Source organism: Flavobacterium amylolyticum (genome assembly GCF_048284335.1).
Classification (GTDB): domain Bacteria; phylum Bacteroidota; class Bacteroidia; order Flavobacteriales; family Flavobacteriaceae; genus Flavobacterium.
This window is the reverse complement of record NZ_JBLVPG010000002.1, coordinates 432,265-454,885: the sequence shown is the minus strand read 5'-3', so window position 1 is coordinate 454,885 and position 22,621 is coordinate 432,265. Positions and strand designations below refer to the sequence as shown.

Here is a 22,621-nt window from a genome sequence, read left to right as displayed (position 1 = left end):
AAATTGAAACGAAAAGCAGGACACGAGCGAAACGAATTGACAAAGTAAATAGCTCATAAAAAAATAAATTAATGAAAAAACTACCTGTTTTTACACTTGGTGTTGAAGAAGAATATCAAATAATAGATCCTGAAACAAGAGATTTACGATCCCATTTATCAAAAATTGTAGATGGTGCCAAAATCATTTTGAATGAGCAAGTAAAAGCTGAAATGCACCAATCGGTGGTGGAAGTAGGAACCAATATTTGTAATAATGTACGTGATGCTAAAAATGAGATTCGTTTTTTGCGTTCTAAAATTGTAGAATTAGCCGATAAACAAGATCTTATTGTAGGTGGTGCGGGAACGCATCCCTTTTCGAAATGGCAAGATCAACCTATAACGGACGACCCCAGATACCACGATATTGTAAATGAACTTCAGGATGCAGCACGTTCAAATCTAATTTTTGGGATGCATTGCCATGTCGGAATTGAAAACCGTGAAATTGGTTTGCAATTGATGAACCAAGCCACATATTTTCTTCCGCATATTTTTGCCCTTTCAACGAACTCTCCTTTTTGGGAAGGCAGAAAAACGGGTTATAAGTCCTTCAGAACTAAAGTTTTTGACAAGTTTCCACGAACAGGATTACCTGAATATTTTGATTCAGTGAGTTCGTATGAGAATTATTTGGATACATTGGTAAAGACTAATTGTATCGATAATCCAAAGAAAATCTGGTGGGATTTACGTTTACATCCTTTTTATAATACTATCGAATTCAGAATTTGTGATATGTGTTTAACCGTTGATGAAACCATTTGTATAGTAGCAATTATTCAAGGAATTGTAGCTAAACTCTACAAATTGAATATGAATAATACCAGTTTCAATATTTATAGGTTGGCGTTGATAAAAGAAAATAAATTCCGCGCAGCACGTTATGGAATTGAAAATAATATGATTGATTTTGGATTACAAAAAGAAGTAGAAACCAAGATGCTTATTTTAGAATTACTCGATTTTATTGATGATGTAGTGGATGAATTGGGAAGTCGAGAAAACATAAACTATGTTCATGAAATTTTAAAAAATGGAACCGGAGCGGACAAACAATTAATCGTTTTTGAAGAGACAGGCGATCTTTCCAGAGTAGTAGACTTTATAACTGAGGAATTTACAAAGGGATTATAAAAATATAAATTATCTTTGTACATTGTTTCTTAAATATAGTTATGCCAAATAAAATTATAAAGATTGCACTTTTAGATATGTATAAAGGTGAACCCAATCAAGGGATGCGTTGTATAATAGATATTGTTAATCGATTTAGTCCACTGGTAAGTTTTGAAATATTTGATGTTCGGGTAAAGTGTGAACTGCCAGATATTAACAATTTTGATATTTACATTTCTACTGGTGGACCTGGAAATCCATTAATTGGTGATGGAAATTGGGATGTGAAATATTATGCGTTTATTGATTCATTGAATAAATGGAATACGGAAAATACAATTAAAAAGCATGTTTTGTTTATTTGTCATTCTTTTCAAATGGCGTGTCTGCATTTTGGTTTAGCTACAGTGACTAAAAGAAATGATACTTCTTTTGGTGTAATGACTATTCATAAAACCAAAGAAGGCCTTACGGATCCTTTATTTGAAGGATTAGCTGATCCTTTTTACGGAATCGATTCGAGAGATTATCAAGTTGTACAGCCTAAACTCAGTATTTTTGCTAAAAAAGGAGCTACAATTATTTCTTTAGAAAAAATCAGGGATAATGTACAATACGAACGTGCAATTATGGCGGTTCGATTTACGGATTATTTTGTAGGGACCCAATTTCATCCAGAAGCTGATCCGATAAGCTTTGTTTCATATTTGAGAAACAAAGATGCCAAAGAGAAAATCAAAAATATGAAAGGGAAAAAAAAGTTTCGGAATATGCTGGAAGATTTATTGGATGATGATAAAATATATAAAACAAATGAAACTTTGATTCCAAATTTCCTGAGAATAGCAATTAATGACTTGATGAAAACTAAAAGAGTGCTTTCTAATTAATAAATTAATTTCGAGATGATGTCAAAATATCGGGAGTTGTTTAATACTCAATTTACAGAAAAAAAATATCAAGAATTCAAGGATGATATTGCTTCCGATTTTAATTATATGCCTACTTTTAGATTATGTGAAACACCCTTTTTTATTTCGAATGAGTTAAAAGAACAATTGGTTGAAGGCTGTAATGAAGTTATAGCTTTTATTCAAAAAAAAGAATTTAAAGCACTTACAAATAAATCATTAGAACTAAATCATAAAGTTCCAAATGAGGACGAACACACTACTTTTCTAGCAATAGATTTTGGAATTTGTGAGGAAGATGGAGCAATTATCCCAAAACTAATCGAAGTACAAGGATTCCCATCATTGTATAACTATCAGATTAATTTGTATGAAAAATTTAAAAATCAGTATCCTTTTCTCACTAACTTAACACCGTTTATCAATAATATTGAACCTAAAGAATATTTAGATATTCTGGAAGAAGCAATCTGCAACAAGCATGCAAAAGAAAATGTTATTCTACTCGAAATAGAACCCGAAAAACAAAATACCAAAATCGATTTTTATTACTGTCAACGAGATATTGGCATACCAATAGTTTGCGTTACAGAACTAACAAAGAAAGGCAAACAACTATTTTATAAAAACGAAAAAGGCGATGAAATCTTAGTAAAAAGAATTTACAACCGAGTTATTTTTGATGAACTGGATTTGCGAACCGATTTAAAGTTAAATTTTCATTTTTCTGATGCTTTAGATGTAGAATGGGCTGGACATCCCAATTGGTTTTTTCGCATCAGTAAATTTATATTGCCTTTTCTTAAAGGTAAATATTGTATCGAAACTACTTTAGTGAGCGATTTAAAAGAAATTCCTAATGATTTAGAAAATTATGTGTTAAAACCCTTATTTTCTTTTTCAGGAACTGGTGTTGTTTTTCATGTTACCAAAGACGATATCGAATCTGTAGTTGATAAAGAACTTTATATCCTTCAAAAAAAGGTACATTACAAGCCTATTGTACAATCCCCAGAGGGTAAAGTAAAAGCCGAAGTACGTGTTTTGTGCGTTTGGAAAAAAGAGGATGAAGCTCCTACTCTACTTTGTAATTTAGTCCGTTTAAGCCGAGGGGAAATGATTGGGGTAAAATTTAATAAAGACAAAGATTGGGTTGGCGGTACATTGGGATTATTTGAACGGTAAATACTTATTAGCGTAAATATTCCATAATAGAGCCATTCTTTAAATGCTTTAGAAACAAAATTTTGTTTCAATACTTTTTAGGTTTTATCAACCACAATTTTTTTTAGATTTTTCACCATACCTTTTGTTTTTTTTAATATCTATTTGCTTCATTTTTAGCTTCAACATTTATAAATGTTATTTGTAATTCATTTTTGAATAAATATTTAGGTATTATGTCATTTTAACGCATTGATAATATTACAAAAGGCTCTAAAAAATAAATTTGTAAGTAAAGTAGTGGCTAATTAGTATAAAAAACGTAGCTTTTAAAAAAAACAATGCTGTTTAATTTTTTTAAAACATTTATTTTTTCTTGTTTTCATAGATTACAGATACTGTTTAATGAATTTTTGAAAGTGATTCCCTTAATAATTTGAAAAATATGGAATTATTCAATAATTTAACATAAAAAAAATTAACCTGTTTTTTTTTTCTTTATTATTGTAAGGTTATAATAAATTAAGGATAATCAATAATTTTAATAATTAACAGATGAATAGAAGAGAAGCACTAAAAAGCGTTGCGTTTTTGATGGGAAGCGCAATCTCAGCAACGACTATGGGCGTTTTATTTGAAAGTTTTACTTTACCAGAAAAAGAAAAAAATCGAGTATCTTTTTCGGCTACTGACGAAGAAATTTTAGCTGAATTTGCGGATATCATTATACCAACAACTGTATCTTCTCCAGGAGCAAAAGCAGCAGGACTTGGTGCTTTTATTCCAATGATGATTAAAGATTGTTATCCTGCAAAAATGCAAGAAATTTTTGCTTCTGGGCTTAAAGCAATGCAATATAAATGTTCTAAAGATTTCAACAAAGACTTTTTGTCTATGTCAGTTATAGAACGTCAGCAATTAATGACTTCTTTGAGGGATGAGACAATTGCTGCAGATAAGGCACCTTCTTTCTTTTTGATTGCTAGAGATTTGACAATTCTAGGTTATTTTTCTTCAGAAATAGGATGTACTCAAGCCCGTGAATACCTTCCCGTTCCAGGTAGATTTGATGGAAGCGCACCATATACTCCCGGTCAAAAAGCTTGGGCAACATAACTTATTTGAACTTCTGGAATTAAAATTATCTTTAAAAAATAAAAATACAACACGTGAATATAAATACCAATTTAAAAGAGGAAAACACATATGATGCTATTGTAATAGGATCAGGAATCAGTGGTGGTTGGGCAGCAAAAGAACTTACGGAGAAAGGTTTGAAAGTTTTGATGCTGGAACGAGGTATGAACATTGAACATATTACAGATTACGAATCAGCAATGAAGGCTCCTTGGGAGTTTGAACATGCAGGTAAACTTACCGAAGAACAAAAAAGAACACATCCGGTTCAAACACGGGATTATCCATACAATGAAGCTACTGAAAAATGGTGGGTAGATGATTTAGAATGCCCCTATACTGAAGACAAACGTTTTGACTGGTACCGAGGATTTCATGTTGGTGGAAAGTCTTTGATGTGGGGTCGTCAAAGTTACCGATTTAGTGATCACAATTTTGAAGATAACGCTAAAGATGGTTATGGTAATGACTGGCCTATCCGTTATAAAGACCTTACCAAATGGTATGATTATGTAGAAAAATTTGCTGGAATTAGTGGTCAAGCTGAAAACTGGCCTCTTTTGCCAGACGGAAAATTCTTGCCTCCAATGGATTTGAACTGTGTCGAAAAATCGGTCAAAGAGAGAATGGAGAAACATTACAACAGAACCCGTATTCTTACTATTGGTCGTACAGCAAACCTAACAGTACCTCACAAAGGACGTGGCAGCTGTCAATATAGAAATTTATGCAGTCGTGGTTGTCCGTTTGGTGCTTATTTTAGTACGCAATCTTCGACTTTACCAGCTGCAATGGCAACCAATAGACTAACTGTAAGACCCTACTCTATTGTGAATCATATCATTTATGACAAAGACACCAAAAAAGCAAAAGGGGTTATGGTGATAGATGCAGAAACAAATGAAACTATGGAGTTTTATGCTAAAATTGTTTTTGTAAATGGTTCTACTTTAGGTTCTACATTTATTTTATTGAATTCAACGTCAGAAGCGCATCCGGAAGGAATGGGTAATGCCAGTGGACAATTAGGACATAATTTAATGGACCATCACTTTCGTTGTGGTGCTGAAGGAACTGCCGAAGGTTTTGAAGATAAATATACTTACGGAAGAAGAGCTAATGGTATTTATATTCCTAGATACCAAAATGTAGGTGCTGATAAAAGAGATTATTTAAGAGGTTTTGGATATCAAGGAGGCGCTAGCAGAGGATTATGGCATAAGGAAGTTGCTGAATTAGCTTTCGGTGGCGATTTTAAAGACAGCATGTCACTTCCTGCAGATTCATGGAGTATGGGATTAGGGGGCTTTGGAGAAATGTTACCATATTATGAAAATAAGGTTTATATCGATCACAACAAAAAAGATAAATGGGGACAACCTGTTTTGGCTATTGATTGTGAGTATAAAGAGAATGAAGCTAAAATGCGCGAGGACATGATGAATGATGCTGCCGAAATGTTGGAAGCATCCGGAATCAAAAATGTAAAAACCTATGATAATGACTGCTATCCTGGTATGGCTATTCACGAAATGGGAACTGCCAGAATGGGAAATGATCCTAAAAACTCCGTTTTAAATAAATGGAATCAAATGCATGAAGTAAGTAACGTATTTGTTACTGATGGTTCTTGTATGCCATCAATCGCCTGTCAAAATCCCTCATTGACATTTATGGCATTAACAGCACGTGCCTGTGATTATGCGGTCAAACAATTAAAAAAAGGAAATATATAGGTTCATCAGTATGAGAAAATTAAGAATGGGTATGGTAGGTGGTGGTCAAGATGCCTTTATAGGTGCTATTCACCGTTTAGCCGCCAATATGGATGGCCTAATTGAATTGAAATGCGGGGCATTAAGTATTAGACCCGAAATAGCTATTGCATCAGGAAAAGCATTGTTTCTTCCCGAATCAAGAACGTATTTAACGTATGATGAAATGATTAAAGCTGAAGCAGCCTTACCTGCTGACGAAAGAATCGATTTTGTCACGATTGTTACTCCAAACTTTGCTCATTTTGCACCTGCAATGATGGCTTTGGAATATGGCTTTAACGTTGTAATCGAAAAACCGATGACTTTTTCATTGGAAGAAGCAAAACTATTGAAACAAAAAGTAGAAGAAACAGGATTAATTCTTTGTTTAACTCATACTTATTCAGGTTATCCAATGGTGAAACAAGCGAAAGCAATGGTTAAAGAAGGAAAACTAGGTAAGATTAGAAAAGTTTGGGTAGAGTATCCGCAAGGGTGGTTGAGTAAACTATCCGAAAGAGAAGGTAATGCGCAAGCGGCTTGGAGAACTGATCCAACTAAATCAGGTAAAAGTTCCGTAATGGGTGACATCGGAACGCATGCAGCACATCTAGCTGAATATATTACCGGTGCTAAAATTACCGATGTTTGTGCGGAATTGAATACATTAGTTGAAGGCCGCATAATGGATGATGACGGAGCGGTGCTATTGAAGTTTGATAACGGTGCAAAAGGTGTTTTGATGGCATCACAAGTAGCCGCAGGTGAAGAAAATGCTTTGCGAATTAGAATCTACGGTGAAAAGGGAGGTATCGAATGGTTCCAACATGATCCAAACACTTTAATAGTAAGATGGTTGGATGAGCCAACTCAAATTTTGAGAGCCGGAAGTAATTACGGTGCGCATTTATCTTCATTTGCTACTCATAATTGCAGAACACCAGGAGGTCATCCAGAAGGTTATTTAGAAGCTTTTGCAAATATCTATCGAAATTTTGCCTTAACACTTGGTTGTAAATTAGAAGATAAAGGGCCAACACCTGAAATGTTAGACTTTCCTTCTGTTGAAGATGGGATTAGAGGAATGGCTTTTATTGATAACGTAGTGGCATCATCACAATCGGATGTAAAATGGACGCCATTCGTTTTATAAAAATAGCAATTCATAAAAGTTTAGACAAAATTATAATATGACTACAATACAAGGTCCCGCAGTATTTTTAGCCCAGTTCATTAGTGACAAAGCTCCTTTTAATTCCTTAGATGGGATTTGTAAGTGGGCAGTTGATTTGGGTTTTAAAGGTATTCAAATGCCAACATTAGATACCCGTTTTATAGATTTACAAAAAGCAGCAGAAAGTAAAACCTATGCGGAAGAACTTAAAGGCACAATTGCTTCTTACGGTTTAGAAATTACAGAATTATCTACTCATCTACAAGGTCAGTTAGTAGCTGTTCATCCAGCGTATGATGATTTTTTTGATGCTTTTGCTCCGGTAAACGTCCATGGAAATTCAAAAGCCAGACAAGAATGGGCTGTTCAACAATTAAAATATGCAGCTAAAGCATCCCAAAATTTAGGTTTAAATGCTCATGCCACCTTTAGTGGTTCTTTACTTTGGCAATATTTTCATCCTTGGCCTCAACGGCCACCGGGCTTAGTCGAAGATGGTTTTGCAGAGTTAGCCAAACGCTGGTTGCCAATTTTAAACGAATTTGATCAAAATGGGGTCGATCTTTGTTATGAAATACATCCCGGAGAAGATTTGTTTGACGGAGAGACTTATGAAATGTTTTTGAAGGCGGTGAATAATCATTCCAGAGCGTGTTTGTTATATGACCCATCACATTTTGTATTACAACAGTTAGACTACATTCAATACATTGATTTTTATCATGAACGAATAAAAGCATTTCATGTAAAAGATGCTGAATTCAATCCAACAGGCAAACAAGGAACTTTTGGAGGGTATCAAAGCTGGATAAACCGTGCAGGTCGTTATCGTTCTCCTGGAGATGGTCAAATTGATTTTAAAACTATTTTTAGCAAACTAGCACAATATGATTATAAAGGTTGGGCCGTTATGGAATGGGAATGTTGCATTAAAAACCAAGAAGATGGCGCACGTGAAGGTGCTCAATTTATAAAAAATCATATTATAAAAGTTACTGATAAAGCATTTGATGATTTTGCTGCCGTAGAGACCAACCAAGCTTTTAATAGAAAAAACTTAGGATTATAAAACTTAAATACTGTAAAATGAAACTTAAATATTTATTTTTTGGGGTTGCATTAATTGGCTTAACCTCATTCACTAGTGATAATTTAGATACTAACTATATAAAAGCGACTAAAGTATCCAAGACCATGGAACAAATTTCCGATGGGGAAAAATTAATAGCTAAATCTGATTGTGTGGGATGTCACAAAATGGATAAGAAACTCATAGGTCCCTCCTATTTAGATATTGCAAAAAAATACCCTCTCAACGACAAAAATATTAATTATTTATCCGGTAAAATAATTAAAGGTGGGTCTGGAGTTTGGGGAGCAATTCCTATGTCTGCGCATGCATCTCTAAAAAAAGATGATGCAAAATCAATGTCAAAATATATTTTAACTTTAAAAAAATAATCTTGATGTGTGTATGTCTTTTAACGAAAGTATAAAGATACCTCCTGTATTACCCCATTTTATTCCTACTAACTAACCATATTCAAATGAAAGAAAAAGAAGAAGCAAATAAAATTACAAATAACCGTCGTGATTTTATAAAAACTACTGCGATAGCTGCAGCTGCCTTTATGATTGTTCCTCGTCATGTTTTAGGAAGAGGATTTATTGCTCCCAGTGATCGTTTATCAATTGCTAGTATAGGTGTTGGTGGAAAAGGAAAGTCAGATATAGCAATGTTTGCCAGCAGTGGGAAAGCCGATATTTCATTTTTATGTGATGTTGATGTTAGAAGAGCAGCTTCTAGTGTAAATGCATTTCCTAAAGCTAAATTTTATACCGATTGGCGCGAAATGTTAGATAAAGAGCATAAAAACTTCGATGCCGTTTCTGTATCGACTCCTGATCATAACCATGCTATTCAGGCTCTAGCAGCAATGCAGTTAGGAAAGCATGTGTATGTACAAAAACCAATGGCTCATGATATTTACGAAGCTCGTATTTTGACTCAAGCTGCCAAAAAGTATAAGGTGGTAACCCAAATGGGAAACCAAGGTGCCTCAAACGATGGTACCCGAATCATGAAAGAATGGTATGAAGCGGGTTTAATAGGTGATGTTCACACTATTCATGCTTGGACAGACCGTCCAGTTTGGCCGCAAGGTATTCCTTGGTCAGCCAATAAAGCAGCTATTCCTAAAGAATTAGATTGGGATTTGTGGTTGGGAACGGCTCCTTATAAAGAATATGTAAATAAATTAGTGCCTTTTAACTGGCGCGGATGGTGGGATTACGGAACAGGTGCTTTAGGAGATATGGGTTGTCACCTACTTGAAGCTCCATTTAGTGTGTTAAACCTTAAATATGCTAAAGATGTTCAGTGTAGTATTGGTTCGGTGTATGTAGACGAATTTCAAAGAGGCTATTTTCCTGAGAGTTGCCCACCTTCAAGTCACGTAACGTTAACATTTCCAAAAACAGAAAAAACAAATGGTGATATTGCAGTACACTGGATGGATGGAGGAATTCAACCGGAAAGACCTTCTGAATTAGGGCCAAATGAAATTTTTGGAGATGGTGGAAATGGAACACTATTCACTGGTACAAAAGGGAAAATGATGTGTGATACCTATGGATTAAATCCTCGTTTGCTACCTCTTAGCAAAAATGAAAATCTAAAAGTTGCTCAAAAATATGCCCGTGTAAAAGATGGTGCTGATGGGCATTACAAGCAATGGATTGAAGCTTCTATAGCTGGTTATGGAAAAAAAGAACTTAGCTCTCCTTTCGAAATTGCAGGTCCATTAACGGAAGCTTTGTTAATGGCAAATTTAGCAATTAGAGGATATGATATTAAGCGAGATGAGCTTGGTGAAGAGGTATATCCTGGACGCTCTGCAAAATTATTGTGGGATAATGACAAAATGAGAATTACGAATTTTGATGAAGTAAATCAATTTGTAAAACGAGAATATCGTCAAGGTTGGAAAGCATTAACGTTATAATCCACCATTCAATTAATAAATATTAAAAAACAGAAAAATGATTAAAAATATTTGTATTTCATTAATACTTATCATAATGATTCAAACGACTAATGCTCAAGCAGTTTTACCCAAAGGTTTTAAATCGATATTTGATGGTAAAACTACATCAGGATGGCATTCTTATGGAAAAGCAGTTGCTGGTTCAGCATGGAAAGTAGAAGAAGGTGTGTTGCATTTTGATCCTACAGCTTCAAAAGAAGGTCAAGGTGGGGATTTAGTAACCGACTTAGAATACACAAATTTTCATCTGAAATTAGAATGGAAAGTTGCAGCTAAATCAAACAGCGGAGTTATTTTCTATGTAAACGAGGATTTAACAAAATTCAAAAACACTTATGAAACCGGTCTAGAAATGCAAGTATTGGATAACGACGGTCATCCTGATGGTAAAATTGAAAAACACCGAGCAGGAGATTTATATGATTTAATCAAAAGTTCTTCAGAACCTGTAAAAGCAGTCGGGGAATGGAATTCGGTAGATATTGTATGTAAGTTCGGAAAGCTAACCATGTTATTGAACGGAGTAAAAATAGTTGAAACGACACTTTGGGATGCTAATTTTAAAACTTTGGTTGCAGGAAGTAAATTTGCAACATGGCCAGGTTTTGCTGGTTTCAAAAAAGGCAAAATTGCATTACAAGACCATGGTGACAATGTTTGGTTTAGAAACATTATGATAAAAGAATGGAATTCGATGAATATAACTACAGGCTGCGAAAACGGAATGTAATTCAAACCACTTAGTAACTAAAATAGTAACTACCAAAATAACTAACCAAAAAAATAATGAATACCACTATTCGAATTAAATTATCTATCATGATGTTCCTAGAATTTTTTATCTGGGGCGCATGGTTTGTAACTCTGGGTACGTTTCTGGGGAATAATCTAAAAGCATCAGGATCAGAAACTGCTGCAATTTTTTCAACACAATCATGGGGCGCAATCATAGCACCTTTTATTATAGGATTAATTGCTGACCGTTATTTTAATGCCGAAAAAATTTTAGGAATACTTCATCTTATTGGTGCATTTTTGATGTATCAGATGTATCAGTCGGAAGAAGTTGGGATGTTTTATACTTACGTTCTGAGTTACATGATTTTATACATGCCAACATTAGCATTAGTCAATTCAGTTTCTTTCAATCAAATGAAAGATCCGGAAAAAGAATTTGCTAATATTAGAGTTTGGGGGACAATTGGCTGGATCATTGCGGGACTTTCAATAAGTTATTTCTTTCATTGGGATTCCACCGAAGGAATAAGTTCAGGCTTACTTAAAAACACCTTTCTACTAGCAGGTATTGCAGCATTTATATTAGGTTTATTTAGCTTTTCATTACCAAAAACGCCACCAAAAGTAAGTGGTGAAAAAATAAAAATTGGAGATATAATAGGTCTTGATGCATTAAAATTATTAAAAGATAAAAACTTTGCAATATTTTTTGTTTCATCTATTCTAATTTGTATTCCTCTTGCTTTTTATTATCAAAATGCTAATCTCTTTTTAACGCAAGCGGGTGTTGAAAATCCAACAGGAAAAATGGCAATAGGACAAATATCTGAAGCCTTGTTTTTATTATTGATTCCTGTGTTTTTTACCCGTTTTGGCTTCAAAAAAACGATTTTAATTGGGATGTTAGCATGGGCAATTCGGTATGTTTTATTTGCTTATGGTAATGGAGATGATTTAAGTTTCATGCTTATTATAGGTATTGCTTTACACGGTATTTGTTATGATTTCTTTTTTGTTTCTGGTCAAATTTATACCAATTCAAAAGCAGGAGAAAAATACAAGAGTGCAGCCCAAGGCTTAATTACTTTAGCGACTTACGGAGTTGGTATGTTAATAGGTTTTGCTGTTGCAGGTTGGATAACAGATAATTATAAACTGGCAGATGGTGCTGTAAACTGGCAGATGGTATGGATTATTCCTGCTGGAATTGCTTTAGCAGTGTTCTTACTTTTTGCTCTTTTATTCAATGAAAAAAACAAAGTAGAAGAAACATCTTCTGCAGCATAAAGATAAAAAATGAGTACGAATCTAAATAGAAGATCTGCCATAAAAGGAATATTAGCCGGAACTGCTGCTATGGGAATTCCTTGTGGATTTTCTGCTTTCGCAATGCCAAAAAATGAAACAGAAATACAATTGGGTAAATGGAAAGGAAATATAAATCACTCCGTTTCTCGGTGGTGTTTTAATGATATCGCTTTAGAGACACTTTGTATCGAATCCAAAAAGATGGGAATTACCGGGATTGATTTAGTGGGTCCTAAAGATTGGCCAATGCTACAGAAATATGATCTTGTTTCTACTATGTGCAACGGTGCCGAAATTAATTTAGTAGATGGTTTCAATGACATTCTATTCCATGACATTCTAATAAAAAAATACACTGAAATGATTCCGCTAGTATCAAAAGCAGGGTATAAAAATCTAATTTGTTTTAGTGGAAACCGAAGAGGAATAACAGATGAAGAAGGTTGGAATAATTGTATTACTGGTTTGCAAAAACTAATCCCACTAGCTGAAAAACATAATGTTATTCTAGTAATGGAATTATTAAACAGCAAGATTGATCATATAGATTACCAATGTGATAGAACATCATGGGGAGTGGAATTGGCGAAACGCTTAAATTCTGAAAACTTCAAGTTGCTTTACGATATATACCACATGCAAATTGATGAAGGTGATGTGATCAGAAATATAAGAGACAACCATCAATACATTGCACATTTTCACACCGCCGGCGTTCCTGGTCGAAATGAAATTGATGATACACAAGAACTAAATTATTCCGCAATAATGAAAGCAATTGCAAAAACTGGTTTTAAAGGTTATGTAGGTCAAGAATTTGTACCTAAAAACCCAGACAAACTCGCTTCTTTGAAACAGGCTATTGCAATTTGTGATATTTAACTAATCTAAAAAATAACCCATGATAAAAAGAAGAGAATTTTTAATTAATGCTGGTTTAGCATTAGGCGCATTAGCTATTGCTCCTTCATTTGCTTTTGACTTAAAAAAGAGAGCCATTGGGATTCAATTATGGACACTACGGGATACATTACCTAAAGATGTTAAAGGAGTTTTAGCTCAAGTAGGAAAAGCTGGATTTACAGAAGTAGAAACTTTTGGTTATTCGGTAGACAAAGGCTTTTTTGGAACTTCAGTAAAGGATTTTAAATCAATGCTAAATGATAACGCTTTAAAAGCTACTAGCAATCATTTCGATTTTAACGCTATGATTAAAGATGGCTCAACTGATATCGTAAAATCCTATATTGAAACAGCCAATCATTTAGGAAGTGAATATGTAACAGTTCCTTATATAATTTCAGAATTGCGTGGAAAAAGTGGTGATGATTACAAAAAACTAGCTTTACAAATAAATAAAGTTGGAGAACTTTGCAAAGCTGGAGGTTTAAAATTAGCCTATCACAATCATGATTTTGAATTCACAAAATTTGGGTCAACGAATGGTTATGAGATTTTATTAAATGAAACGGATAAAAATCTAGTTGATTTTGAAATGGATTTGTACTGGGTCGTTCGTTCTGGAAATGATCCGTTGCAATTATTCAAAAAATATCCCGGACGTTTCTCTATGTGGCATGTAAAAGATATGGATAAAGTTAATCCCGATTGGAATGCCGAAATAGGAACTGGAACAATTGATTTCAAATCGATTTTTGCACAATCTGAACTTGCAGGAATGAAACGTTTCTTTTTGGAACACGAATCCAACTATAAACCAAATCCAATAGAATCGGCCGTAACCAGTCTTAACTACATTAAGAAAAACTTAATCTAAATATTTTTAAATAAAAAAAAAGGGATATTAAAGTATCCCTTTTTTATTACTACTCTTCTATAATTTGAAAGTAACATTTTATTTCTTTAAAAAAAATGAAAATATTTATGAAATGAGGAATTATATTGTTGTTAGTACTCCGTAATATTAAAACTGGCTACATAAAAGTTTTTGTCTACTTGTAATTTTAAATTTTCAGTATTTGATGGAGTATTCTTCCATTCCGTTTCTGGTTGTAGCAATTCTTCTTTTCCATTCAGCGTTACTTTTACTGGCATATTAAAACCAGTTACACAATTTGTCCAGCGATAACCCACTTGATTATCCTTGAAAAAATATTCTAATGTTGGAATTCTGGTATCTCTTAAATACTGATTAAAAACTGTTGATAAATCGATTCCAACTTGATGACTTAAATAATCTTCAATTTGTTTTGTAGTAACAGTTTGGTGATAAAATGTACTGTTTAAACCTCTTAATATATCTCTCCATTTTTCATCATTATTAACAATTTGGCGTAAAGTATGCAACATATTACCTCCTTTTGGATACATATCTCCTGAACCTTCGCTGTTTACCCCATAGTTCCCTATAATCGGCTTATCATTGTTTATTCCCTTTCTGGTCCCTCGGATATATTCAAATCCAGCATCTTTCCCATAATAATATTCTACAAATAGACTTTCTGAATAGTTTGTAAAACTCTCGTGAATCCACATATCGGCAATATCTTTATAGGTGATGTTGTTGGCAAACCACTCATGCCCTGATTCATGAATAATAATAAAATCAAATTTTAATCCCCAACCCGTTCCACTCAAATCCCTTCCTTTATAGCCGTTTTGAAAACCATTTCCGTAGGTTACGCTACTTTGATGTTCCATTCCTAAATACGGCGCTTCAACCAATTTATAACTGTCTTCATAAAATGGATACGGTCCAAACCAATGTTCGAAAGCTTTTAGCATCCTTGGAACATCTTGAAAATGTTTTTTTGCTTTCGCCAAATTGTCTCTCAAAACATAATAACTACAATCTAAATTTCCTTTTTCTCCTTTATATTTTTCTGAAAACGAAACATAATCTCCTATGTTTATATTTACACCATAGTTATTGATAGGATTTGACACATACCAATTATAGGTTTTTGTCCCGTCTTTGAGCTGTTTAATACTTACCAAACGACCATTGGAAACATCCGTCAAATTTTTTGGAACATTTACACTGATGAGCATATTATCCACTTCGTCATACATATGATCTTTGTTTGGCCACCAGACACTGGCTCCTAAACCTTGACAGGAAGAAGCAATAAAAGGATTCCCATTATTGTCTTTTTTCCAAGTGATTCCTCCATCCCAAGGTGGATTTACTGCAATTTTTGGTTTTCCTCCATAAAAAACCGTTAACTCTTTTATCGCTCCTTTTGATTGAGGGGCGATTAATTCAATAAAGAAAGCATTTCCTTCTCTTCTGTATTTTAAAACTTTACCATCCTGAATGACTTTATAAATTTCCATAGCATTTTGTAAGTCAATTTGCATACTGTTGTAATCTTGCAGCACTTGATATTTTATGGTATTTGAACCTATAATTGTACTGTCAGCGGGATTAACTTTTATATCAAGATGATAATTTTTTACATCCCACCATGCTCTTTCTTTAGTAATACTACCTCGTAAAGTATCTTGTCGGGTAAATATTTCCTCTTTTTTATCCAATAGACCTTGGGCATTACTCCCATTAAATATGATAAGCGATATAAAAATAATACATAACTGTTTTTTCATAGCAAATTCCTTTTGAACAAATATAACGTCTAAATTTATTTTCCAGGATAGATTTGTATAAATTCTTGCATTAATTTATTTTCTTTTCCTCTTATTTCCATTATCACTTTATTGTTTTTAAAGTCAAATTTTAATATACCAAAATTTATATCTTTGATAACTTCTCCTTTTACATAAGGATTTTCTTCGCCAGAAAATGAAGTATAGGTGTGCGTCAATCCACTCGAGGTAAAATCTACTAACGGATAGGATAAACCCGTAACATTTTTTGAAGAAAAAGTGGCTATATGGCGGTCTCCAGAAAGTATAAAAGCACCTTTTGCTTTAGTGGAAACAATCAATTTTTCCAGTTTGTCCACTTCATGTGGATAATTTCCCCAAGTTTCAAAACCATGTTTATTTGATAAGAACTGAATGCTACTGATAATCACATTAAACTGGGCTTCAGAATTTTCAAGTTCTTTTTGTAACCATTCCCACTGGGCTTCGCCTAAAATAGTTCCTTCTCCATATTTATTAGGTTGAAAACGTTTTTTTAAATCGGTGGCTTTAGTCAATGCTGTTCTAAAAAAACGGGAATCCAATACAATAACTTTTATTTTATTCCCATTTACAAGAATAGTTTTAGTATTATAAACGCCATCTCTCGTTCGCTCAGGAGCATATTTTGAAGTATCTAAAAAATCCAATAGCAACTGTTGACTTTGTCTTTTAAAAGGATATTCTTGACCGCCATCATTAGCACCATAATCATGATCATCCCATGTTCCTAATACGATTTTGTCTTCAATGAACTTGAGATAATCAGCATCTTGTTTTTGAATTTCATAATTTCTTTTTAGAAAACTCATATCCTCGGTATCAGAATATACATTATCACCTCCCCAAATCCAAACTGACGGATTATTGTAATCTATGCTGGTCCACAGCTCATTTTTAATTTTTTGATTGTCACAAGAACCAAAAGCAATGGTATAATATTCATTTTTTATGTTTTTTTGGGATTGAATTAAATTTGTAGTGTCGTAAGTTTTACAACTAAAAAATCCTAAAAAACTAAAAATAAGGAATGTCTTTTTCATGGGAAGTGGAGATTGAAATTATTTTTTAAATCGAATATTTTAGCGAAGGTATAACAAGCTAAAAAATCTTAAGTTTAAGAAACCATTAAAAAAGCGATTATCTCTATTGAAATAATCGCTTTTTTTAACCTCTAATATTGTGTTTTAATGAAGATTGGTTACTTTTATTTGCTCTGCAACAGCAGTAAAATCAGTAGTAAACCGATTTCCATAATCTTCTAATAAGTCTAAAATTCGGTCCTGCTTATCTGATTTTAAAATTAGCCCCGCGTGATATTCCAAGGGTACTTTGAAGCACACTTCCGGATCGGAAAACGAAGATAAATTAGGATGCTGGAATTTTGATAAAGTTAAAACAATGCCGGCATATCCTTTTTTAACCTTTGGCAAAATGTATTTAGTCCCTTTAACCAATGCGTCTTCAATGGTCGCCCATTCTTTCCATAAGTTAATATTAGATGCTTCAGCCACCATTTCTGCTAGATGGGCACCGCCTACTCTTGATGATGTTTCTAAAAAATATATTTTGCCATCTTCATTGCTTTTTATGAATTCAGTATGTGCTGCTCCATGTTTTAATCCAAAGCTTTTCATCACCTGTTCATTTAGTTTTCTTATTGCTTTGTCTTCTTCTGAATTGTATTTTATGGTAGCCGATCGGAAAACGCCACCACCTTGAGAAATTTCCAAAGGTGTCGCTAAATATTTTGAAGTTAAACTAAATATCACTTTACCATCGGTTAGTAAACTATCACAATGATATACAGCACCAGGTTTAAATTGTTCTAATAAATATTTGAATCTATTATTCCCCATTTCGTTGATATGGATCCATAAACTCTCTTTATCATAAACCTTTATAATTCCTGTTGCCGAAGCTTCGGATCGTGGTTTCAATACCCATGGGGCATCAATTGTATCTGCAAAAGTATTGATGTCATGATCATTAAATAGCGAACAAAAGGCAGGAATAGGTATGCCACAACTTTTGGCTCTCATGCGCATCGCTAATTTATCTCTAAAATAACGCCCGGTAGTTTGTCCCATTCCGTCAATACGCAGGTTCTCTCTTAGATAAGTAGCCTTTTCTACATCATAATCATCAAGAGCAATAATTGCATCAATTTTAGTAGATTTCATAAAATTTCCAACACCCAATAACAAATGTTCTAAGTTCCAATCGACATCCTGCCCTTCCATATAAAAAATTTCATCAATATATTGATGTGGCCATGGCTTATCTCTAAGTTTTTCACTTGTCACTAAATAAACTTTGTTGCCTAATTTTTTTAAATTAATTAAAAAATCGGCACCCTTGAAATAATTTGAAATACAAAGAAAGGTTTTAGAGTTTTCCATATGTTATAAATTTTCAATGAATTTAGTTAATAAATGAACGCCGTAAGCTGTTGCGTGTTTACTTTTAGCAAATTCGTCATCTCCAAATGCTACTCCTGCAATATCAAGATGCGCCCAAGCTTTGTGATCTTGAGTGAAATATTCTAAAAACTTAGCAGCACTTATAGCTCCTGCAACTGGTTTTCCACTGTAATTTTTAACATCCGCTATATCGCTTTCAATATCTTGCTTGTACACCTCCCAAAGTGGCAAAGGCCACAAGCGTTCTCCAATTGCATCTCCAGCTGCTTGTAATTTTTTAGCCATTTCGTCATTATTGGTAAACAAAGCACCACATTCATAACCAAAAGTTCCAACGCTGCTCCCTGTAAGTGTAGCAATATCAACTATGTATTTTGGGTTAAAATTCTTAATCAGATACGATAATCCATCTGCTAATACAAGCCTGCCTTCAGCATCAGTATCTATAATTTCAATTGAATGCCCGCTATAACTATGAATAACATCACTTGGTAAAAATGATTTAGCATCAACTGAATTTTCGGCACAAGGAACAATGGCTGTTACTTTTACAGGTAATTGCAAATCGGCTATAAGTTGCATGGCTCCAAGTACCGCAGCCGCGCCAGCCATATCACATTTCATGTGAACCATTCCTGCAGTTTTTATATTAAGACCGCCAGTGTCAAAGGTGATTCCTTTTCCTACTAACCCAACATGTTTTAAGTCTTTTACCTCTAATTTAGGAGAATAATTCAGTATAATAAATTGTGGTTCATTTTCACTTCCTTTTCCTACTGCTAAAAAGGCCCCAAGCCCTATAATTTTGGAGGCTTCGTAGCCCAAAATCTCAACATCAAATCCATACGTATCACCAGCGTCCTTAGCCCAATTTGCCAAATATTTTGGAGTAACAGTATTGGGTGGAAGGTCTACTAAATTATACGTTCCTAATTGTGCTTTTGCTATCTTTATTCCTTTTTTGGCTGTAGCCAAATAATCTTTTTCAGAAACTAAACTTAAGCTAAAAGTAGGTTCTAAAAAGGGGTGTAAGTGTTTATCTGATTTAAAATGTCCTAAATCATAAGTTCCCAGAAGCAATCCGGAAACAACAGCTTCCATTTGATCCTCAGTAAATTGGTCTGGTATAACTAAAGCCACATTTGAATTTAAACTGTCCTTTTGTTTAGATGAAATACGACGAAAAATAGTTTTCAATGATTTATAATCTATTGTTTTTCCTAAACCAATAAACACATAAGTAGTGTTACTTTTTTCGGCTAGATAATGAGTGTCTTTTTTTCCATAAAAAACTTTAGCATCAATCTCTACTCCATCATAGGCAATAGGAACAATACTTTTTGAATACGTTTCAAAAGCCGGAATCAAAATTGTTCCTGAGAAATTAGTTAGGTTTTGTAATGTATTTACTTTCATTTGCTCATTTATTTTTACTTATTGTTCAAAGATACCATATAGCGTTTGTTAAGTGTTTTTCGTGTTAAAAAATAACCATTCTATTGCTTTAGGAAACTCATCACTCCAATAGGTTTCACTATGCTTCCCTTGCCTGTTAATGCTTAAATTAAGCATTGATTGGTCTTTTATAAACTCGCTTGAAATCAAATTATTTTGAAATTTTTTTAGATCCGCAATCATTGTTTGACTTTCCTTTTCACCTGCATACAAATAAATTTTAGTATCGGTTATTTTTGGGTTTTTTGAATTAATTTTTAATTCCGGAACTACCCAAAGAGAGGGGGAAAAAATCATTAATTTTCCATACACTTCTGGGTTCCTCAATCCACTAAATATGCTAACAAGTCCACCCATTGAGCTTCCTCCTATTCCGGTAAATTCCCGTTCTTTTTTAGTTCTAAAATTACTATCCACAAATGGTTTTAGCGTATCGGTTACAAATCGGATGTATTTCTTTCCTTGCCCTTTACCTAATACTGTTTTACCTACATTGTATTCTTTAATGCGGTCTTCTTCGGCGTGTTCTATTGCAATAATAATAATTTTTCCTATTTTATATTCAGACATCACCGCCAGTTTTTTATCAATTTCCCAATTGCCAAATTCGGCTGATTCATTGAATAGATTTTGAGCATCTTGCAGATAAAGTACTGGATAACTTTCACTGGAATTATCATAATCATGAGGTAATAAAGCCCAAATTTTTCTTGTCTTATTGAGTTGAGGAATTTCAAATTCATCTGAAATCAATAAAACTTGTGGTAAATAAGATGGCTTAAATGGTAACCAGTTTTTCCTCCATCTGGCAACGTGTTCTTTTTGAATACCTGTGTATATATTTGTTGAACGATTTTCTGTACGATTGCCAAGGCTGTCAATTTCTACGTCACTCCAATCTCCTTTAGTAAATTTATACAAAAGAGTAGCAGGATAATCAAAATCATGTGGAAATTTATAATGGTACGAACTTCGATTAATTTTCTCCATAATAAATTCTTTGTCCTGAGTACGCCAATTATTGAAATTTCCTGATATATATACCGGTCGGGCATCGTGTTCATCAGTAGTCAGGATTATATGTAAACCGGTATTAATTATTGGACTATTTAGTTCTTTAATAATTGTGGTATTGTCTGAATTCATCACTTGCATTATTGTACTTCTAATTTAAAAATAAATAGTAAATATAGTGGATTGTGCTTTGAAATAAAAGAAAAAAAGAAAACCCAATAGAAAATGAATGACTATTGGGTTTTATGTATGAAAAGTAGGTGAACTAATTTTTCTTTTGGCGGCTTTTTAAAACAGTTACCACATCATCTAATTTAAACCCTTTGGCTTGCAGTAATATAAGATAATGAAAAAGTAAATCGGCGCTTTCACTCAAAAACAAATCGTCATTATTATCTTTGGCTTCAATTACCACTTCGATCGCTTCCTCTCCTACTTTCTGGGCAATTTTGTTCATCCCTAGTTTAAATAAAGAAGCAACATAACTTTTTTCAGAATCAGCATTCTCTTTTCGAACTTGAATCGTATCTTCTAGTGTTGTTAGAAAACCATAATCCACTTTATTTATACCACTCCAACAGGTATCTGTCCCTTTGTGACAGGTAGGACCCTCGGGTTTTACTTGAATCAATAAAGTGTCATTATCACAGTCATTTTTGATGTCTATCAGATTCAAAAAGTGGCCACTTTCCTCCCCTTTAGTCCACAGCCTTTGTTTAGTTCTGCTAAAAAAAGTTACCTTTTTGGTATCGATTGTTTTTTGATACGCCTCAGCATTCATAAAGCCAAGCATTAGCACTGTTTTAGTTTCACTGTCTTGTATTATAGCAGGAATTAAACCGTCAGTATTTTTTGAAAAATCTATATTCATTTTTTTAATTTTAAAGATTGAAAATTAGAGATTGAAAGACTATCTAATCCGATTTTCTTTTCTCTTTATTTAGTATCTATTTCTATAATCTAACTTCGATATTATTCTTTTTTAGGGCTGATTTCAATGTTTTGATTTCAATTTCTTTAAAATGAAAGACACTTGCAGCCAATGCTGCATCAGCTTTTCCTATTTGAAAGGTGTCCACAAAGTGTTGAATATTTCCCGCTCCTCCCGAAGCTATTATAGGGATATTAACTAAACTCGCAAGTTTTGCCAAAGCTTCGTTTGCAAAGCCATTTTTAGTTCCATCATTATCCATTGAGGTAAATAAAATTTCTCCTGCACCTCTTTGCTCTACTTCTTTGGCCCAAGCAAATAAATTCAATTCAGTAGGCACTTTTCCTCCTACTAGATGAACAATCCATTCTCCATCAATCTGTTTAGCATCAATTGCAACCACAACACATTGGCTGCCGAACTTCTGAGCCAAATCATTAACCAACTGCGGATTTTTTACCGCCGAAGAATTAATAGAAACCTTGTCCGCTCCGTTTTGCAATAAGACTTCTACATCATTAACTGATGAAATTCCTCCACCAACGGTAAACGGAATGTTTATTGTGGCAGCGACTTTACGTACCAAATCAATTAAGGTTTTTCTTCTTTCCTCGGTTGCTGAAATATCTAGAAATACCAATTCGTCAGCACCCTCATCTGAATATATTTTAGCCAATTCTACTGGATCTCCAGCGTCACGCAAGTCTACAAAATTAATGCCTTTTACGGTTCTTCCGTTTTTTATATCGAGACAGGGTATAATTCTTTTTGTAAGCATTTCTGTTTGTTGTTAAAA

General features: G+C 33.7%; 20 protein-coding genes. 13 read left to right on the top strand and 7 right to left on the bottom strand.

Annotation, left to right across the window (positions count from 1 at the left end; all coding sequences use genetic code 11):
- Positions 1 to 71 precede the first annotated feature (71 nt).
- The 13 genes from ACNQF9_RS08150 to ACNQF9_RS08090 all read left to right on the top strand — a co-directional run bounded on the left by ACNQF9_RS08150 (position 72) and on the right by ACNQF9_RS08090 (position 14,173).
- Positions 72 to 1,178 carry a carboxylate-amine ligase gene (locus ACNQF9_RS08150; protein ID WP_417989995.1) on the top strand — a complete coding sequence of 369 codons (1,107 nt, stop codon included), beginning with the start codon at positions 72 to 74 and terminating at the stop codon, positions 1,176 to 1,178.
- Between the two features lie 41 nt (positions 1,179 to 1,219).
- The gene (locus ACNQF9_RS08145; RefSeq protein ID WP_417960028.1) at positions 1,220 to 2,050 is read left to right on the top strand and encodes a type 1 glutamine amidotransferase; all 831 of its coding nucleotides are present in this window, start codon (positions 1,220 to 1,222) and stop codon (positions 2,048 to 2,050) included.
- 15 nt (positions 2,051 to 2,065) lie between these two features.
- Complete coding sequence (locus ACNQF9_RS08140; RefSeq protein ID WP_417989994.1) at positions 2,066 to 3,256, top strand: hypothetical protein; 1,191 nt, start codon at positions 2,066 to 2,068, stop codon at positions 3,254 to 3,256.
- A gap of 534 nt (positions 3,257 to 3,790) precedes the next feature.
- Positions 3,791 to 4,351, top strand: a complete 561-nt coding sequence (locus tag ACNQF9_RS08135; RefSeq protein WP_417989993.1) for a gluconate 2-dehydrogenase subunit 3 family protein — start codon at positions 3,791 to 3,793, stop codon at positions 4,349 to 4,351.
- A gap of 53 nt (positions 4,352 to 4,404) precedes the next feature.
- Complete coding sequence (locus ACNQF9_RS08130; protein ID WP_417960031.1) at positions 4,405 to 6,108, top strand: GMC oxidoreductase; 1,704 nt, start codon at positions 4,405 to 4,407, stop codon at positions 6,106 to 6,108.
- Between the two features lie 10 nt (positions 6,109 to 6,118).
- A complete protein-coding gene (locus tag ACNQF9_RS08125; protein WP_417960032.1) occupies positions 6,119 to 7,282 on the top strand; it encodes a Gfo/Idh/MocA family protein in 1,164 nt (387 codons plus the stop codon).
- A gap of 37 nt (positions 7,283 to 7,319) precedes the next feature.
- Positions 7,320 to 8,372 (top strand): sugar phosphate isomerase/epimerase family protein, encoded by a 1,053-nt coding sequence (locus tag ACNQF9_RS08120; protein WP_417960033.1) that lies wholly within the window; start codon positions 7,320 to 7,322, stop codon positions 8,370 to 8,372.
- Positions 8,373 to 8,389: 17 nt separating this feature from the next.
- Positions 8,390 to 8,764 (top strand): c-type cytochrome, encoded by a 375-nt coding sequence (locus ACNQF9_RS08115; RefSeq protein ID WP_417960034.1) that lies wholly within the window; start codon positions 8,390 to 8,392, stop codon positions 8,762 to 8,764.
- A gap of 86 nt (positions 8,765 to 8,850) precedes the next feature.
- Positions 8,851 to 10,308: a Gfo/Idh/MocA family protein gene (locus ACNQF9_RS08110; protein WP_417960035.1), complete on the top strand. Its 1,458-nt coding sequence runs from the start codon at positions 8,851 to 8,853 to the stop codon at positions 10,306 to 10,308.
- 37 nt (positions 10,309 to 10,345) lie between these two features.
- Entirely contained in the window at positions 10,346 to 11,080 is a 735-nt protein-coding gene (locus tag ACNQF9_RS08105; RefSeq protein WP_417989992.1) for a 3-keto-disaccharide hydrolase, read from the top strand.
- Positions 11,081 to 11,136: 56 nt separating this feature from the next.
- Positions 11,137 to 12,375: a nucleoside permease gene (locus tag ACNQF9_RS08100; protein WP_417960037.1), complete on the top strand. Its 1,239-nt coding sequence runs from the start codon at positions 11,137 to 11,139 to the stop codon at positions 12,373 to 12,375.
- 9 nt (positions 12,376 to 12,384) lie between these two features.
- Positions 12,385 to 13,278, top strand: coding sequence for a hydroxypyruvate isomerase family protein (locus tag ACNQF9_RS08095; protein WP_417960038.1), 894 nt, complete (start codon positions 12,385 to 12,387; stop codon positions 13,276 to 13,278).
- Between the two features lie 19 nt (positions 13,279 to 13,297).
- A complete protein-coding gene (locus ACNQF9_RS08090) occupies positions 13,298 to 14,173 on the top strand; it encodes a sugar phosphate isomerase/epimerase family protein (RefSeq protein ID WP_417960039.1) in 876 nt (291 codons plus the stop codon).
- Positions 14,174 to 14,304: 131 nt separating this feature from the next.
- Here the strand turns inward: ACNQF9_RS08090 and ACNQF9_RS08085 are convergent, their stop codons facing one another.
- The 7 genes from ACNQF9_RS08085 to hisF all read right to left on the bottom strand — a co-directional run bounded on the left by ACNQF9_RS08085 (position 14,305) and on the right by hisF (position 22,603).
- Complete coding sequence (locus ACNQF9_RS08085; protein ID WP_417960040.1) at positions 14,305 to 15,963, bottom strand: M1 family metallopeptidase; 1,659 nt, start codon at positions 15,961 to 15,963, stop codon at positions 14,305 to 14,307.
- Positions 15,964 to 15,998: 35 nt separating this feature from the next.
- The gene (locus tag ACNQF9_RS08080; RefSeq protein WP_417960041.1) at positions 15,999 to 17,045 is read right to left on the bottom strand and encodes an alkaline phosphatase D family protein; all 1,047 of its coding nucleotides are present in this window, start codon (positions 17,043 to 17,045) and stop codon (positions 15,999 to 16,001) included.
- Between the two features lie 144 nt (positions 17,046 to 17,189).
- Positions 17,190 to 18,404: an ATP-grasp domain-containing protein gene (locus ACNQF9_RS08075; protein ID WP_417960042.1), complete on the bottom strand. Its 1,215-nt coding sequence runs from the start codon at positions 18,402 to 18,404 to the stop codon at positions 17,190 to 17,192.
- Between the two features lie 3 nt (positions 18,405 to 18,407).
- The gene (locus tag ACNQF9_RS08070) at positions 18,408 to 19,841 is read right to left on the bottom strand and encodes a leucyl aminopeptidase family protein (RefSeq protein WP_417960043.1); all 1,434 of its coding nucleotides are present in this window, start codon (positions 19,839 to 19,841) and stop codon (positions 18,408 to 18,410) included.
- Between the two features lie 48 nt (positions 19,842 to 19,889).
- Positions 19,890 to 21,026, bottom strand: coding sequence for an alpha/beta hydrolase (locus ACNQF9_RS08065; protein WP_417989991.1), 1,137 nt, complete (start codon positions 21,024 to 21,026; stop codon positions 19,890 to 19,892).
- Positions 21,027 to 21,159: 133 nt separating this feature from the next.
- A complete protein-coding gene (hisIE, locus tag ACNQF9_RS08060; RefSeq protein ID WP_417960045.1) occupies positions 21,160 to 21,765 on the bottom strand; it encodes a bifunctional phosphoribosyl-AMP cyclohydrolase/phosphoribosyl-ATP diphosphatase HisIE in 606 nt (201 codons plus the stop codon).
- Positions 21,766 to 21,847: 82 nt separating this feature from the next.
- On the bottom strand, positions 21,848 to 22,603 hold the full coding sequence (hisF, locus tag ACNQF9_RS08055; protein WP_417960046.1) for an imidazole glycerol phosphate synthase subunit HisF: 756 nt from the start codon (positions 22,601 to 22,603) through the stop codon (positions 21,848 to 21,850).
- Between the last annotated feature and the right edge of the window lie 18 nt (positions 22,604 to 22,621).